At 42.6% G+C, this 16116-nt stretch carries 18 protein-coding genes; 16 read left to right on the top strand and 2 right to left on the bottom strand.

Annotated elements, in window-relative coordinates:
• The first annotated feature begins 122 nt into the window (after nt 1–122).
• On the top strand, nt 123–1475 hold the full coding sequence (locus V1225_RS02185) for an AAA family ATPase (RefSeq protein ID WP_338547486.1): 1353 nt from the start codon (nt 123–125) through the stop codon (nt 1473–1475).
• Nucleotides 1476–1544: 69 nt separating this feature from the next.
• On the opposite strand, the gene V1225_RS02180 is transcribed toward V1225_RS02185, so the two are convergent.
• Nucleotides 1545–1772 carry a helix-turn-helix transcriptional regulator gene (locus V1225_RS02180; RefSeq protein WP_161909354.1) on the bottom strand — a complete coding sequence of 76 codons (228 nt, stop codon included), beginning with the start codon at nt 1770–1772 and terminating at the stop codon, nt 1545–1547.
• Nucleotides 1773–2033: 261 nt separating this feature from the next.
• Between V1225_RS02180 and V1225_RS02175 the strand changes: the two genes are divergently transcribed.
• The 9 genes from V1225_RS02175 (at nt 2034) to V1225_RS02135 (ending at nt 8438) form a co-directional block, all read left to right on the top strand.
• Nucleotides 2034–2729 carry a LytTR family DNA-binding domain-containing protein gene (locus V1225_RS02175; protein WP_338547483.1) on the top strand — a complete coding sequence of 232 codons (696 nt, stop codon included), beginning with the start codon at nt 2034–2036 and terminating at the stop codon, nt 2727–2729.
• Nucleotides 2730–2747: 18 nt separating this feature from the next.
• On the top strand, nt 2748–4049 hold the full coding sequence (locus V1225_RS02170; protein WP_338547482.1) for a GHKL domain-containing protein: 1302 nt from the start codon (nt 2748–2750) through the stop codon (nt 4047–4049).
• A gap of 234 nt (nt 4050–4283) precedes the next feature.
• Nucleotides 4284–4973: a hypothetical protein gene (locus V1225_RS02165; protein ID WP_338547481.1), complete on the top strand. Its 690-nt coding sequence runs from the start codon at nt 4284–4286 to the stop codon at nt 4971–4973.
• Nucleotides 4974–5216: 243 nt separating this feature from the next.
• Nucleotides 5217–6098 carry a hypothetical protein gene (locus V1225_RS02160; protein WP_338547479.1) on the top strand — a complete coding sequence of 294 codons (882 nt, stop codon included), beginning with the start codon at nt 5217–5219 and terminating at the stop codon, nt 6096–6098.
• A 131-nt stretch (nt 6099–6229) separates the two neighbouring features.
• On the top strand, nt 6230–6559 hold the full coding sequence (locus V1225_RS02155) for a hypothetical protein (RefSeq protein WP_160200938.1): 330 nt from the start codon (nt 6230–6232) through the stop codon (nt 6557–6559).
• Nucleotides 6552–6746, top strand: a complete 195-nt coding sequence (locus tag V1225_RS02150; RefSeq protein WP_160200937.1) for a hypothetical protein — start codon at nt 6552–6554, stop codon at nt 6744–6746. The genes V1225_RS02155 and V1225_RS02150 overlap by 8 nt, the downstream gene beginning before the upstream one ends.
• 194 nt (nt 6747–6940) lie before the next feature.
• Entirely contained in the window at nt 6941–7249 is a 309-nt protein-coding gene (locus tag V1225_RS02145; RefSeq protein ID WP_338547476.1) for a hypothetical protein, read from the top strand.
• A gap of 121 nt (nt 7250–7370) precedes the next feature.
• The gene (locus V1225_RS02140; protein WP_338547475.1) at nt 7371–7988 is read left to right on the top strand and encodes a hypothetical protein; all 618 of its coding nucleotides are present in this window, start codon (nt 7371–7373) and stop codon (nt 7986–7988) included.
• A 69-nt stretch (nt 7989–8057) separates the two neighbouring features.
• On the top strand, nt 8058–8438 hold the full coding sequence (locus V1225_RS02135; protein ID WP_160200934.1) for a hypothetical protein: 381 nt from the start codon (nt 8058–8060) through the stop codon (nt 8436–8438).
• Nucleotides 8439–8691: 253 nt separating this feature from the next.
• Here the strand turns inward: V1225_RS02135 and V1225_RS02130 are convergent, their stop codons facing one another.
• Nucleotides 8692–10074, bottom strand: a complete 1383-nt coding sequence (locus V1225_RS02130; protein WP_338545996.1) for an ISNCY family transposase — start codon at nt 10072–10074, stop codon at nt 8692–8694.
• A gap of 616 nt (nt 10075–10690) precedes the next feature.
• On the opposite strand from V1225_RS02130, the gene thiS reads away from it, so the two are divergent.
• The 6 genes from thiS to V1225_RS02100 all read left to right on the top strand — a co-directional run bounded on the left by thiS (nt 10691) and on the right by V1225_RS02100 (nt 16075).
• Nucleotides 10691–10885, top strand: coding sequence for a sulfur carrier protein ThiS (gene thiS, locus V1225_RS02125; RefSeq protein WP_251613944.1), 195 nt, complete (start codon nt 10691–10693; stop codon nt 10883–10885).
• Nucleotides 10885–11535, top strand: a complete 651-nt coding sequence (gene thiF / locus V1225_RS02120) for a thiamine biosynthesis protein ThiF (RefSeq protein ID WP_338547473.1) — start codon at nt 10885–10887, stop codon at nt 11533–11535. Before thiS ends, thiF begins: the two co-directional genes overlap by 1 nt.
• A 15-nt stretch (nt 11536–11550) precedes the next feature.
• Nucleotides 11551–12324, top strand: coding sequence for a thiazole synthase (locus V1225_RS02115; protein ID WP_160200931.1), 774 nt, complete (start codon nt 11551–11553; stop codon nt 12322–12324).
• Nucleotides 12325–12336: 12 nt separating this feature from the next.
• Nucleotides 12337–13590: a 2-iminoacetate synthase ThiH gene (gene thiH / locus V1225_RS02110; protein WP_338547471.1), complete on the top strand. Its 1254-nt coding sequence runs from the start codon at nt 12337–12339 to the stop codon at nt 13588–13590.
• The gene (locus V1225_RS02105; RefSeq protein WP_251631459.1) at nt 13583–14134 is read left to right on the top strand and encodes a thiamine phosphate synthase; all 552 of its coding nucleotides are present in this window, start codon (nt 13583–13585) and stop codon (nt 14132–14134) included. Before thiH ends, V1225_RS02105 begins: the two co-directional genes overlap by 8 nt.
• A gap of 150 nt (nt 14135–14284) precedes the next feature.
• On the top strand, nt 14285–16075 hold the full coding sequence (locus V1225_RS02100; protein WP_275557657.1) for a phosphoenolpyruvate carboxykinase (GTP): 1791 nt from the start codon (nt 14285–14287) through the stop codon (nt 16073–16075).
• The last annotated feature ends 41 nt before the right edge of the window (nt 16076–16116 follow it).

The raw sequence follows: 16116 nt of genomic DNA, 5'->3' as shown, positions 1-16116 counted from the left end.
GTATGAGAGGGAGAAATCAGGGTGGAATTTAAAAAGATTTTTGATTTTCGTACATTTTATGATAAAAAGATTTGCGATTTTCGTACAAAAGTGATATTATGTAGGAAAAGAGGAGGAATGAGATGGTCTTTAAACGGAAAATTTACGAGAAAATGATGGAATGGAAAGAACTGTCCGGTAGCGAGAGTGCACTTCTAATAGAGGGAGCGCGTCGAATTGGAAAGAGTACCATTACTGAAACTTTTGCACGCAGTGAATACGAAGACTATATTCTACTCGATTTCGCAAAAGAGAAGAAAGAGATTTTAAGGAACTTTGAAGAAAATATAGGCGATTTGGATACTTTTTTTAGAAATCTATTTCTCTTAAAAGGGAAATCTTTGAAACCGAAGCAATCCGTAATCATTTTCGATGAAGTGCAGCTTTTTCCATTAGCAAGACAGGCAATCAAGTACCTGGTTGCAGATGGAAGGTATGATTACATTGAAACGGGGTCATTGATTTCGATTAAGGAGAATGTAAAAGATATTTTGATTCCATCGGAGGAGTATAAACTGAAAATGTATCCGATGGATTTTGAAGAATTTTTATGGTCGACGGGCGATGAAATTACATTCTCTGTTGTGAAAGAAGCTTTTGAAAGAAAAAAAGCTTTGGGTGGGGATATTCACAGGCAAGTTATGCAGAAATTCAGGACTTATATGGCGGTAGGAGGCATGCCACAGGCAGTAAGCGCGTTTGTAAATGGCAGAACTTATGAAGAAATTGATTTTGTAAAAAGAAATATCTTGGATTTATATGAAGATGATTTAAAAAAGCATGATACCAATCACAAGGAAAGGGCCTCCGTTGTTTTTAAAACGATACCGGAGCAGCTTTCGAATCATAATTCTCATTTCAAGTTATCTATTTTAGATAAGAAAGCAAGATATGAGCGTTATGTGGACGCAATTGATTTTGTTGCGGAGTCTATGATGGGTAATGTATGTATTAATGTAACGGCACCGGAGGTTGCGTTGGAACTGTATGCAGATAGGGGAAACTTCAAACTCTACATGGGGGATACTGGGCTGCTGGTGACTCAAATTATGAGGACAGGTGATACCTCTGATGAGAACCTGTATAAATCGCTGATATTCGATAAGCTGGGAATCAACCAGGGTATGATTATGGAAAATATGGCAGCGCAGATGTTGCGTGTAGGTGGTAGTGCGCTGTATTTTCATGAGTTTAAGTATCAAGGGGCAGATGCAGCAAAGGAAAGTAAGTATGAGATTGATTTCCTGACAGTGAGAAAGAGAAAAATTGTTCCCATAGAAGTAAAATCATCAGGATATAAGCAACATAAATCTTTTGATTATTTGCTGAAAAAGTATGACTTAAAAGTGCAGGATAAATATATCCTGTACACAAAGGATTTGCTGTATGAGGATGGAATCACATATCTTCCGATTTATATGGCGGGATTAATATAAGGACAAAAAACAGAGGCGGTCATATATGACCGCCTAAACTTTTTAATTCTGATTGTGACAACGCAACCATTAGTCCTTTTTCTTTGGTTTCGGATATGGGGTCGGGTCATCGGTGAATCCGTAAATATAGTCGACACTGGTCTCAAAAAGATGGGATAAGAGCTCTGCCTGGTCGGAAGTTGGCTTGCGTTTACCTGATTCCATCTTAGAATAATTGGACTGATCGATACCGGTCTTGAGTTGCACTTGGAGCTGTGTCAAATCTTTGTTTTTTCTTAACTGTTTAAGTCGACTCATTGCAAGTTAACCTCCTTTCTAAGAAATATTATGACAAATTACCATACAAAAAATAGGTCAATTTGACCTATTTTTGGAAAAGACGCAGGAGGCTGGAATAATATCCCATTTTTGACCAGTTATCCGAAAAAACGACCAGTTATCCGAAAATGTTTGTAAGGCGCTTGACGTTATGCTAGAATTAGGGTGAATTAACATATTCATATACATATTTTTATGGTATAATTTCATTAAGAATCATTATGATTAAGGGGAATTACAATGAAAGTATGTATTTGTGATGATTTAGCAGAAGAACTTGAGCTGCTGAAAGCAGCTTGCCAGACATTTTTTGCAGAGAGAAATGTACAGGCGGAGATTGTATGTACGCAGGATCCGGAACACCCCATCAAGCATGAATATGATCTTTTGATTTTAGATGTGGAAATGCCAAAGAAGAAAGGTACTGCTGTAAAGGATCAGTTGATGGGAAGGGAGCGGCCGTTGATTATTTTTGCAACCAGCTATCAGGAAAACATCGTGGATGCTTTTGGAACTAATGTGATTGGATTTTTAGCAAAGCCTTTGGTATGGGAAAGTTTTGAGCTAAAGATGGATTTGGCTGTACGGCTGCTTTTAGCTGGCAGGATGCTGGAACTTTCTCCTGTGCTGTATGAGCATAGCGAGAAGATTATTATGTTTTATACGGAGCAGAGATATACGAAAGCGCTTCTGGCAGACGGCGAAAAAACGCCTTTATCCACGAAAAGCCTCTCCACATGGGAGAAGGAGCTAGAAGATTTGTATTTTGTTCGAGTGGATACATCTCATCTGGTAAACTGCAAGCATATTGTGGATGCATATGACGATATCTTTGTACTGCGTGACGGGCAAAAGCTGAAAGTCAGCAGAAGGCGAAAAAAGGACTGCTTTGAGAAATTGCGGCAGTATAACTTGCGGTTTTCTAAATTTGCATAAAGAATAGGAGGAAACGGTATGACACCACTTGCACAGCTACTGGAAGTATTAGTTTTACTACTTTTGTTTAAAGGCGTTCTTGGCTATGAGTTTAGAGAAGAGAATCGGTTTCTTTGTGTAGGTTTGGTGATTCTGTTTGTTCGCTGTGCTATGCTGTTTATCTTGCCGGAAGATTATACTTATTTAATCTGGCGCAGTATACTGTTTCCGGCAGCGGCGATGCCGTTTTTCTTTCATGGCAAGTGGAAAATCAATCTGGCAGCGGGAATCTGTATGATGCAGATGGTTTGGGTCATGTATAGGCTGAATATGGGAATCTGGATTGTAGCAGTCAAAGGTGATGTCATTAAAGTTGAGCTACCTCTTTGTTATTATCTGGGTCTTGCAGAGTGTCTGGTGGCTCTCTGTGTGCTGAGCTTGATATTAAGGAGAAAGAAGGAAGGAATTTTCACGCATATGGAGCTTTTGAATGTGTGGATGTTTGTTCCTTTTTTTGTTTGTATTTGGGGAATAAATAATACTGGCTGGTCTTTTAGCACAAGTACTACCGGAAATATTGCTGAAATTGTTCAAGGAAAAAATTTAATTAGAGACGGATTTTTAGGAGTCTTAGTCCTTTTTATTTTTATTCTCACCTGCTGCATGCAGTCTCAGCGGAGAGAGATGAAGCGTCTGCTTTTACTGAATCAGAAATGCCTCGCCGAGCAGACGGAGCAGTATAGCAGGCAGAGCCTGATGGATGAGGAGCTGCGTAAGTTCAGGCATGATTACATCAAACAGATTACAACGCTGCAGCAAATTGCTGAGGGAACGGATATGGACAGAGTTCGGGTTTATCTGGAGCAGATTGCCGGAGAAAAGATAAAGAGTGAATCTTTCTTTTTAACCAATCATTTGGTCTGTGATGCGATTCTGAACAGATATGGGGATGCCTGCAGGAAACAGAAGATGAAAATCAGCGTGGAAGGAAAGTTCCCGGAGCATCTGCATATCCCTGAGGTGGATTTGTGTGTCATTCTTACCAATGGGCTGCAGAATGCTTTTGAAGCGGCAAGCTTTTGCAAGGAGGGAGAAATCTCTGTAAAGGTTGAGAATAGAGAAAACTTTGTTACGATTTCCATTCGCAACAGCACGCTGCAGAAACCGCAGCGGCAGGGAGACGGACTTGCAACGACTAAGGACGATAAAAGGAATCATGGGATTGGAACCAGAAATATGGCAGACGCCGCGCGGAAAAGTGGTGGAATGGTTGAATGGAATTTAGAGGAAGAGGGATATGTTACGGCAAATATTCTGATTCGAGGAAAAAAGAAAGAATAGAAAAGGACGAAAGGCAATTGGGAAAACCACCTGATTGCCTTAAAATTTTGACATAATCTGGAAAATTTGACCAGTTGACCGAAAAAATGACCAGTTATCCGAAAGTTCTTGCAATTTTGCTGACATGATTTTATACTTGAGACATAAAGAAACACAGAATAAAAAACAAAATTGAAAGAAAGGCAAAAGATGAAAAAGAAATTATTATGCGCAATATTAGGATTATCATTAATTATGACAATAGCAATTATGCCGGCATTTGCAGTATCCGTCCCCGTAGGTAATACGAGTGGAGAACAGGACGCTGCAGGAAGTGTTTCCATTTCAAAGCAGGAAGCGGAGGAGCTTTTGTCTGAAAAGCTGGATGAAGTAGCGGATGTGCTTGGCGATGAAAACCTGGACACGGCGATGTGCCCGATGAGCGATGGAAGTCTATATGCAGTGAAGGCGTACGATATGGGAGATGGCTGTACGTTGACTGTAGAATTGAGAGACCAAAGTGAACTTGCCGTGGAAATTCCGTCTGTCATGCCTCTTGCGACATCAGGCAGCAATGAGATGTGGAAAGACTATGGAAATCGCTACTTTACAGGAAAGGCGACGGTGACAGTTGGAGGAGCTAGTGTTACTTTGGGATTAGAAAATCATTATATATTGTCTGCAAATGGGATTGATGAGAACTTTGGCAAGGATGTGAAAGATGCACCTGTGGGTTATATTGTTAATGCAGGAACGCCGGTTGTCACCACCAGCACAGCGAGAAGCGTAGGTTCCTCAGTCAGCATGTACTGCAATTTCACTTGCAAAGCAGGTATGACAACCGCCAAATACAAGATGAATACCAGTGTTAAATACCTGGCGCAGAACAAGACCGATAAACAGGTCAAGGTGGGACATTCTTGGAATTTGACAAAGACATCATAAGGAAGAATGAGGGTATTGGGAAATAGAGAAATCTAGCGAAAGGAGGCGGGAAAATTGAGAAATTTTCAGGGAAGCGGATAGGCAGATGAAAACCTGCAAAGAAAAAGAGTTTTCTAAAATAGCAAGTTGGATTAGGAGCCCAATTTAAGTTATTTAGGAAAACTCTATGGAAAAATTATACGATAAATTTGATGAAAAAGCAAGACTTGAGAGACTTTGATTAGGAATCGAAAGGAGAACGGCATGAGAAAGTTTTTATGCATGATATTAGTATTGTCTTTGGTTTTAGGAATGGGAACGGCAGCGTTTGCGGAGACATCGAATGACACAACGGGCAAATTAGGTCATACAGTGGAAACATCTACTTGTAATGAATATGCAATGCTGAAAGAGCTGGCTAAAGAAAGTGAATTTAGTCTTGTTAAACAAGGCTACACAAAATCTGAGATTGTAGAAATCAAGGATTACAAAGAAAATTATACCAAGCATCTTGAAAAGTTGGATAAACTGGAGGATCAAGGGCTAACTAATCTCGGGTATGATGAAGAACAAATAAAAATGATTAGAACATTTAAAGGAAGTGAAGCAGAATTGTATGGACTCTCAGCAACACTGTCTTTAAATGTCGTAAAGACTGACTTTCGATACAAGGAAACAGAACGTTCAAGAGGGACTTTTTCATACGAATGGACATGGAGTGGGATTCCGATGTCGACCTCAACGGATATAGTTGCAGCAAGTTGGAATGACTGGGAAATCGTTTCCCGTAGTAGTACAATTAAGTACTATGATATGACGACTGGTAGTTATGAAAAATCCACTACTGGTACAAGAAAAGATCCAACCTCTTCAGGAGGGATAGCAGGTGCAGGGTATACATTTCCGTTAAGAATTTCGAAAGAAAATTTATTTGCTAAAAATGGAAAAGTTTCTCTTAATTTGATTTCAGATGTATTTTCAAGGAAAGTTTTCTATTATTATGCAGCTTATGGGCATACGGTACTATCAGTATCTCCATCGTTTGCATTATCTGGTTCAGGTATAAATGTCGGAATTGAATTCAGCTCGGGAGTTGAAAAGTTGAGTCCTAAAAAAGGAAATAGTACACCAAAAGTTATTTCTTAGAGCATTGCAAAAATAAGAAAAGCAAAGATTGATGTTAAATAACATATAATAAAACATACAGGGGGGTTTTAATGAAACCCCCTATATATTTAAAAAGAATTGCTTAAAACGAAAATCAAGGAGATGCGGTCATGAAATTGGAACACTCAGAAAACAAAAAATTTTTCCATGTTGAGGGGGAGCGTATTAAAGACGAATTTGCCGCCAAGAAAATTGCTGACGGAAAAAATTCCTTTAGGGAAAATTTGCGTAAAGGGATAAAAGAATTGGAATTCGATATCTGGAGCGCACTGATTATAATTACAATTGTGGCAATTTTTGTAATGCAGGGAAAGATAGAGGGACAGATTGTAAAAACAAGAGATGCCATTGATGCCTTTGAGAGAAAAGCGATGGTACAGGCTGAAAATTTGAACTATTTTATGAATGAGTTAATTGAGGAGGGAGACAGTGATGATTAAAAGAAGCACATTGAAAAAAATAATTCTTGTGGTTCTTGTAATCATTTTAATCAAGCAAGTGCTCTTTTATGAAGATTTGCTGAAATGGTGGGAATGCTACGGTGCTCAGGGGAAAAATTATGATGACAGCATGTTGGGAGGCTATTTGGAGCGCTTGCAGGAGCGAATTCTTGAGTTTTTTTGCTGAGAGATAAATAGATTTATATAAGAAAATCATAGAAGGAGAAACTGGATTAAGAAGAAAAACGTCTATTTCTTTGCCGCTGTATCGGGTCTCTGCTACTTTTGCACATTTATCTTTTTCGTTTTCATCAGCCCGAGACAGCCGGAATATAAAAATGGCCTACTGTAGAATACATATATACTACAGTAGATGGTGAAATGAACGTTCCGGACAATCGGTTTTGCGGTTGTGACTGGGATTTCGATGGGTATGAAAAGTCGGTAGAAGTTGATACGAGCAATCGCAAGGTGACGATAGTTTTAGAAGAAACGACTGGCCTTGCGTTGAATGTAATTTATCCGAAGCAGCCTGAGCGAATCGTCGTAAAAAGGTTTTCAAACGGTGACTTTCCGGAAAATGCGGAGGAAAAAAGTATTACAAAGGATTCAAAGCATTTTTCCATCAGCCCGGGTTATAATATTTGTTTGAATTGTGGTATGACGAAGAGCACGTTACTTATGCGCTGAGATGTGAGCCTTTTGACGAAATGAGTGAGGCTTGACCGGTTGTCTTGAAGAACGGGCTAGGCGCTAAGAGTTTTCGATATCCTTAAGAAAATTGTAAAAGTGTGATAGGGAAAGCAAAGAGATGAAGAAGAAAACGAACAGGGGAACGCTGGTAACCTGGATTGTCATTGTGGTAATCCTACTGGTTTTAAATGTTCCATGGCCGGTACACAAGGAACTGACCGGTATTATGATAAAAATGGATGACTCGGAATTTTGTGAAGAGGTTTCCATTGAACTTGACGGAAGCTACTACGTTAATTTCCTAAAGGAAGATGAATACTGGGGATATTTTCGCCTTTCCAATGATAAAATGACACAGAACGAGCAGGTCGCTTTCAATCTGTCAATTGGTGCGGATTATGAAGAAGACCTGAGCTATCGATTTTACGAAAAGGAAAATCCGTGGGAATTCGCACAAGCCTGCAATGAGTTAGGCGCATATGAGTCGGGACGGCTTTTGTCCAAACGATTCCTTCGCAAAATCTGCATAGAGGTGCCGGATTATGTGGAAAATGGATATGGTATCTATGATGGGATAGAGGAGCGTACCGGATACATGATTGTCACCGGTGTAAGCAATTATAAAGAGGCAATGAATAGGATAGATGCATGCTACAGCGATATCGTATTCATGCCGGAGCATTTGAAAGAGTGGCCCAACCGGGTGAAATTTTCCCACAAAATTCATACTTCGTAGTGTGTTTTTTAGGCATGTGACAGGAAGTATATGAAAAGATCGGAGATTCGGTAAAGGAGGACGAATCCTATGAACAAAAGCACCACATCTATGTTTGCTGTATTAATCATCGTTTCCCTGTTCGCGTCAGCTTTTGCGGCATATGACATATTCTGGAAAGAAACGGTAAAAGAAAAAGAACTGGGAAAACTCGAAAAAGGCGAAGTTTTTAGTTTGCGGACGAATAAGAAGCTGGTCGGCGGTATAGCAAATGAAGAGGATCACAGCATTATTCTTTCTATCAGATATAATAAAAATCGAAACCGGACTTTTGAATGGCAAATAAAGGATTATCCAACGGAAAAGTTTGCACCGGAGGAAGAAGCGTTTTGGCATGATGTGATTGACTATGCGGAGAAACGGATTACCGAGGCTAATGTAATCGAAGTACAGCATTTCCTTTTATGGTAGGCGATTGAAAATGGAATCAATGCCATAGTTGACGCAAAAGGGATTGTTTAGAAAAATAAATACAGATTTTTAAGAGGGGGTGCAAGAATATCTGAATTTCAAAAAAACATGGCGGATTATTTTGTGATATGTGTAAATGAATTTAGCAACAATGATTTAATCGCTCACCAAATCTCTATCTGTCAACCGTAATTGAAAAAGTCCAAAAATAAGTGCAATATTAGCACCAAAAAGCAAGGGTTACCGTGAGCAGTTAAACAGCCCAGGTTGCTTCGTTACCATACATAGCGTAGACATGTTTCATAAAGTTATCTTTGCGCCAAGGATGATGCATAGGCGGGATATTTTGCTTCTTTGGCTTCTTCGCTGCTGCAAGTTCTTTTTCTGTATTGAAATTCCGAGATACTTCTTCATGCAACGGAATCTCTTCCAAGGCGTAAATTCGCCCGTTTACGTTGCAAAACAGCCTGCCGCTAAGGGTCTGCGCTACCAGCACCTGCGTTCCTTTGTAGTAGTTTGTATGCATGCCGGATTCATCCAACATTTTGTACCGATGGTTGTTGAACCGAATGGAATGACCGGCATCCACTATACGGGGTGTGAGCAAGGAAAGAAACAGGTCGATTTTGTCTTTTGAGGGTTGTGTTTCAAATACAGACGTGGTAGGATTAAGGGGTAGAGCGAACTGTGCGTTGAATTTCTTTATGTAGGAGTGAAGGAATTCATTTGCCTGCTCCAGGTTTTTCACGCCTGCCAGTCGTAATTCGACAGGCAGGCGTGATTGTAAGGTTTTAAAAAGACGTTCAACTCTGCCCTTGGCTTGTGGTATACTGGTTGTTTTTAAATCGACACCGAATTGCTTGCATGCATAAGCAAACTGCGTAAATGTATCATTCTCCAAATTTGGAGAATTTTTCTTTTTGTATTCAAATACGGTTCTGCGGTCAGTGTAGAACATATAGGGAATGCCATAATTTTCAAGAATTTGGCGGAAGACCTGGTAGTATCCATGTAAGGTTTCCTGGCTGTCAAAATATGCGCCGACAAGGGTTCCCGTGGCATCGTCAATGGCGGCATGCAGATGGCTTTTGTTTTCGCCAAACCAAAGATGTACAGACGCATCCATTTGAATCATCTCACCGGCATAGGAACATCTGGCTCTGGTAGGATGTGCATCTTCCAGGTCAACGATTGCAGTCTGAAGGCTTTCTTTTTCTGTCTTTGATGTTGCAGTATCCTTTTGGGTTTTTAGCTTGTCTTTGAGTTTCCTGCGAGTCCGTTTCCATGCAAGGGGAGAGAGAATGTCATGAGAGTAAAGCAGATTTCTGACGGTTCCCTCTGAGACCCGGATATCTTCATTCTCAGCCAATTTTTCTGTGAAATGCGTAAGGTTCGAATCATAGTATTTGTTCTGGTAGAGAAGCAGGATAGACTCTTTTAACTCCTCAGAGAGAGCAGATGCAGGTCTTCTGCCTTTGTTTCCGTGGGAAAAGAATTCTTTTCCCTGCGTCTCATAACCTTTGAGCATTCGGTTTACGTGGCGGACGGTACAGCCTAGCTCGACGGCAGCTCTTTTCTTGTTTCCGTTTGTTTCTTTTAGCTTTTTAATCACTTCGTACTTTTTCTGTTCTTTCATTCTAAGTTCAACCTTTCTGATAAAAACCACCTCCGAAGAGATAGTTTACTATGATATGTGTTTTTTAGGAATCCTTTTGGGACATTTTCTCTTGCGCTTTCTTAAGACATTATCACTTTTGGAGCAGATGATTTAATCGCTCACCAAATCTCTATCTTGACTTTCTATAAAAATCACAGTAAAATATAACTAGAGTGTTGGCTATAGCCGCACGAAGGGGCACACCACCGCGGGTGTGAACTTTCGTGCGGTTTTTTATTGTCAGAGGACCCGGGCACCCACCCGAAGCGTTGCGTCTGGAAAAGGTGGGGGGCTTATCTTAGAAGCAAGATGCGAAATTAACTTAAAAAGCGCTTTTTTGAAAAAAGTGTATAAAAATTTTAGCAAAATTGTCGCTATAAGAGGGAAACCAAAGCTGTAGTCGGTGTAATTCAATGAAAATTGCAGGATTTTTAAGCTTCATCATATGAAAAGCAGGAGTGCGTTATACATTTTTTAGCGATTTTATTAATTTTGGTTAAGTTTTGGCGTTTCTTTTATACATAAAAAAGGATTTTTTGGAATTTAGGTTAAGACGGCTTAGTACAAAGTGAAGAAAATCAGAAAGGAGACCGATATGGTAAGAATCAACGGTATTGATGTCAACGCCGCAGGAAAAAGTCTGGCGGCGTACATTGATGAAAATGATTATCCCCGCATGCGCATTGCGGTGGAGCGCAACGGAGAAATTGTGCCAAAGGCGAGGTATGAAGAAACCATTCTGACGGATGGCGATAAGATAGAAATTGTAAGTTTTGTAGGAGGTGGCTGATGGCAGAAAGGAGCGGAATTTTACCGGCAGAAGAAGAAATCAGAAAGTGTCTGGAACTTCGTCATACGAAGGCTGTGCAGGATAAGTTGGCGGCTGCAAAGGTTGCTGTTTGCGGGCTTGGAGGACTTGGCTCTGCGATTGCCATTGCGCTGGCGCGAAGCGGTATCGGGCAGCTTCATCTCATTGATTTTGATAGGGTGGATTTGTCAAATTTAAACAGACAGCAGTATGCGGTCAGCCAGCTGGGACAGCCTAAGCCGGAGGCACTGGCAGAGGAAATCAGGAGATTTTCTCCTTATGCAAAGTTTATTACCGATTTTATAAAGCTGACAGAGGAGAACATTCCACAGCTGCTGGCAGAAGATACATATATCTGCGAAGCCTTTGACAGCGCGGAACAAAAAGCTATGCTGACCAACTGCGTACTGACAGAATTACCGGGGAAATATCTGGTAGGCGGCTCCGGCATGGCGGGATACAGCGACAGTAATACAATTCGAACGAGAAAAATCACAGAGCACTACTTTCTTTGCGGTGACGGCGTTTCGGAAATCAGAGAGGGCTGGGGACTGATGGCGCCGCGAGTCATGATCTGTGCGGCGCACCAGGCGAATATGATAATCAGATTGATTCTGGACGAAGAGGTATAGAATAGGAGGAACAATATGGAAAAGAAAGACACGTGGAGCTTAGGCGGAAGAGAATTTTCTTCCAGATTTATTTTGGGCTCCGGCAAGTACTCTATGGAGTTGATTAATGCGGCAGTGGAGCAGGCAGGTGCTGAAATTATCACCCTTGCGGTGCGCAGAACTAACACAAAGCAGAGCGAAAATATACTGGACTTTATTCCGGAACATGTGACCCTGCTGCCAAACACCAGCGGCGCAAGAACTGCGGAAGAAGCGGTGCGAATTGCCCGCATGGGAAGAGAATTGGGCTGCGGTGATTTTGTAAAAATCGAAATCATGAAGGACAGCAAATACCTGCTGCCGGACAATGTGGAGACGGTGAAAGCGACAGAGATTCTGGCAAAAGAAGGGTTTATCGTAATGCCGTACATGTATCCCGACCTCTATACGGCAAGAGATTTAGTCAGCGCCGGTGCGGCTGCCGTGATGCCGCTTGCGGCGCCAATCGGTTCCAACAAGGGCTTAGCAACTAGAGAGTTTCTGCAGATTCTCATTGATGAGATTGACCTGCCGATTATTGTGGACGCAGGAATCGGCAAACCTTCACAGGCATGCGAAGTGATGGAAATGGGAGCGGCGGCAGTGATGGCAAACACCGCCATTGCGACGGCAGGCGATATTCCAGCCATGGCGTCGGCCTTTCGAAAAGCCATCGAAGCGGGAAGAAGCGCACATTTGTCAGGTCTTGGCAGAGTGTTGGAACGCGGCGCCAGTGCATCCGACCCATTGACTGGATTTTTGAGAGATTAGGAGGAAAATCCCATGAAAGAAAATCAGTTTTTTGTGGACTCGGAGAAGTTGAGTCCAAAGGCGCTGGCGCGGAAACACCAGATTGAGGAAGATCCGTCGGCGAGAACCAACCACATGGAATATATGGAAGGCATGGAGCAGATTGACTCTGACGTGATGGAGAAGGTGCTTAGCCAGATGCACACCTACGACTACGAACGCTACACAGAGGTTGACGTAAAACGGGCGCTGGCGGCCAATACCTGCTCGGTGGAGGATTTTAAGGCACTCCTTTCTCCAGCAGCACAGCCGTATCTGGAACAGATGGCAGAAAAAGCCAAAATTGAAACCGGTAAACACTTCGGCAATACCGTGTACTTTTTTACGCCGATTTATATCGCCAACTATTGCGAGAACTACTGTATTTACTGCGGTTTTAACTGTTATAACGATATTCGGCGGAAAAAACTTTCTCCGGAAGAGATTGAAAAGGAGATGCGGGTAATCGCAGATTCCGGCATGGAGGAAATCCTGATTTTGACCGGGGAGAGCCGCAAGGTCAGCAGTGTGGAATACATCGGCGAGGCGGTTAAAATTGCCCGAAAATATTTCCGCAATATCGGAATTGAAATTTATCCTGTCAATGTGGCTGAGTACCGCTATCTTCATGAGTGCGGTGTAGACTATGTGACGGTTTTTCAAGAGACCTATAACGCTGACAAGTACGAAACACTGCATTTGATGGGGCATAAGCGGGTGTTCCCGTACCGTTTTGAAGCGCAGGAGCGAGCGCTGATGGGAGGCGTGCGAGGCGTTGCCATGTCAGCACTTCTCGGACTTTCTGACTTCAGAAAAGACGCTTTGGCATCGGCGCTACATGTTTACTATTTGCAGAGAAAGTATCCCCATGGGGAATTTTCGCTGTCCTGTCCGCGGCTCCGCCCTATCGTAAACAACGACAAAATCAACCCGCTTGACGTGGGCGAGCGGCAGCTTTGTCAGGTACTGTGCGCGTATCGGATCTTCCTGCCTTATGTGGGAATTACCGTGTCCACGAGAGAGGAAGAACATTTTCGCAACGGCATTGTAAAGATTGCCGCCACAAAGGTCTCCGCTGGCGTTTCCACCGGGATCGGAGACCATGAGAGCAAATATGACGGAAAGGACGCAGGTGACACCGGCGACGAACAGTTTGAAATCGCAGATGAGAGAAGTTTTGAGCAGATGTATCGGGACATTGAAAAAGAAGGTCTGCAGCCGGTAGTCAACGAATATATTTATGTGTAAAAAAATAGTAATCACAAATCGCCATTTGGTACATGGCGATTTTTTGACCCAAATCAGTAAAGTACTTGAAACAAAGCCTGCGGCGCTGATTCTTAGAGAAAAGGACCTGCCAGACGCAGAATACATGCAGCTGGCGCAGAAGGTGCTGCCTCTTTGCAGAGAACATGGCGTACCGTGTTTTTTCAACAATCGAGTAGCTCTTGCAGAAAAGCTGCACCCGGATGGGCAGCAGCTGTCTTTTGCTGCATTCTGTGAGAAGGAGGTGGGCACTGCCGGCATATTCGGGGTGTCAGTACACAGTCTGCAGGAAGCAAAGACTGCAGAAGCACTGGGCGCAAGCTTTGTCATTTTTGGTCATATTTTTGAAACGGACTGTAAGCCGGGTCTGCCGCCGCGGGGTCTGGCTGCCCTGAAAGAAATCTGCGCCAGCGTATCGATTCCTGTTTATGCCATTGGCGGCGTGAATGGGGAAAATTCCCCTTTGTGCGTGGAAGCCGGTGCGGCGGGTGTCTGCATGAGGAGCGGATTTATGGAGATGGAGTAAAGTGGAAAAAATTCACCGCAAATATTTTGCCGAAAAAAGAAATATGTGCGTGACAAACCAGTATAATTGGTATAGAATGAATTTGTATACACAAATTCAAGCGTGTATCGCTAAATTGAATAGACTGCTTCCGCCGAAGCGGCCTAAGTTATAAAAAGAGAAAAGGAGAAAAACTTTATGACTATGGTAACCAACCAATTGGTAAACGATTGGGTAAAAGAAATGGCGGAATTAACCAAACCGGATGAGGTTGTCTGGATTGACGGGAGCAAGGAACAGCTTGATGAAATTAGAAAATTATCCCTTGCAACCGGTGAGATGATTGAGCTGAATCAGGAAAAATTGCCTGGCTGCCTCTACTACCGCACTAATCCCAAAGACGTTGCAAGAGATGAAAAGAGAACGGTAATCTGCACCAGCAGAAAAGAAGATGCTGGCCCTACTAACAACTGGGTTGCACCGGAAGAGATGTATGCGAAGATGAGCAAACTCTTTGACGGCTGCATGAAAGGCAGAACTATGTATGCCATTCCGTTTTCCATGGGCGTACCGGGAACAGAATTTGCTAAGATCGGTATCGAACTGACCGATTCTATTTATGTAGTACTGAGCATGGCGATTATGACCCATGTAAATCAGAAGGTAATTGATTTGCTCAACGAAGGCGCAGACTTCACAAAATGTCTGCACTCCAAAGCACAGATTAATGAACAGGAAAAGTACATTGCACATTTCCCTGAAGACAATACAATTTGGTCTATCAACTCAGCTTATGGCGGAAACGTGCTGCTTGGCAAAAAATGCCTGGCGCTGCGCATCGGTTCTTACCTTGGAAAACAGGAAGGCTGGATGGCAGAACATATGCTGATTCTGAAGATTGAGAACAAAGAGGGCGAAGCGAAATATGTTTGCGGCGCATTCCCAAGCGCTTGCGGAAAGACCAACCTGGCAATGTTGACGCCGCCTGACTATTTTAAGAAAAAAGGATACAAGATTTCTACCGTTGGCGATGATATTTCATGGCTGCGTATCGGTGATGATGGAAGACTGTATGCAGTTAATCCAGAAAACGGTTTCTTTGGTGTTGCGCCGGGGACTAACGAAAAGTCCAACCCGAATGCACTTAGAACCACACATAAAAATACCATCTTTACTAACGTGGCGAGAAACTTAGATGATAATACCGTATGGTGGGAAAAACTCGACAAGAATCCTCCAGAAAACGGTGAAGATTGGCTGGGCAATCCTTGGAACGGAAAGACTTCCGAAGAAAAGGGCGCACATCCAAATTCCAGATTTACAGCGCCGGCAGCAAACTGCCCGACCATCGCTGATGAATTTGCAACAGGAGAAGGCGTGCCTATTTCCGCAATTATCTTCGGTGGAAGAAGAGCAAAGGCTGAGCCGCTTGTTTACCAGGCAAGAGACTGGAACCACGGCGTATTTATCGGTTCTGCTATGGCATCAGAAACAACCGCTGCTGCCAATGGAAAAGTTGGCGTAGTGCGTCATGATCCGATGGCAATGCTGCCGTTCTGCGGATACAACATGGCAGAGTACTTCCAGCACTGGATTGACATGGGTAAAAAGATGACCAATCCACCGCAGATTTTCCATGTAAACTGGTTCAGAACTGACGAAAACGATGAGTTTATGTGGCCTGGGTTCGGTGATAACCTGAGGGTTATCCTGTGGATGCTGAACCGCTGCGAGGGAAGTGTTGACGCGGTGGAAACTCCGCTTGGTTATGAACCAAAGGCAGAAGATATCGATACCAATGAACTGGATATTGAGCCAGAAGTACTGGGGAAACTCCTTCGCGTAGACAAGGAGATCTGGAAAGAGGAAATCGCAGGAATTGAAGAATTTTACAGTCAGTTTGAATGGCTGCCTGAGGAAATTACCGAAAACCTCGACAGGCTGAAGGCGCAGATCTCATAAAAAGAAAAATTTACGAGGCTGTCTCAAGGAAAAATGAGGCA

Origin of the sequence: Emergencia sp. JLR.KK010 (genome assembly GCF_037018265.1) — a bacterium.
In the GTDB taxonomy this organism is placed as follows: Bacteria; Bacillota; Clostridia; order Peptostreptococcales; family Anaerovoracaceae; genus Senimuribacter; species Senimuribacter intestinalis.
This window is presented reverse-complemented; position numbering and strand designations above follow the sequence as displayed.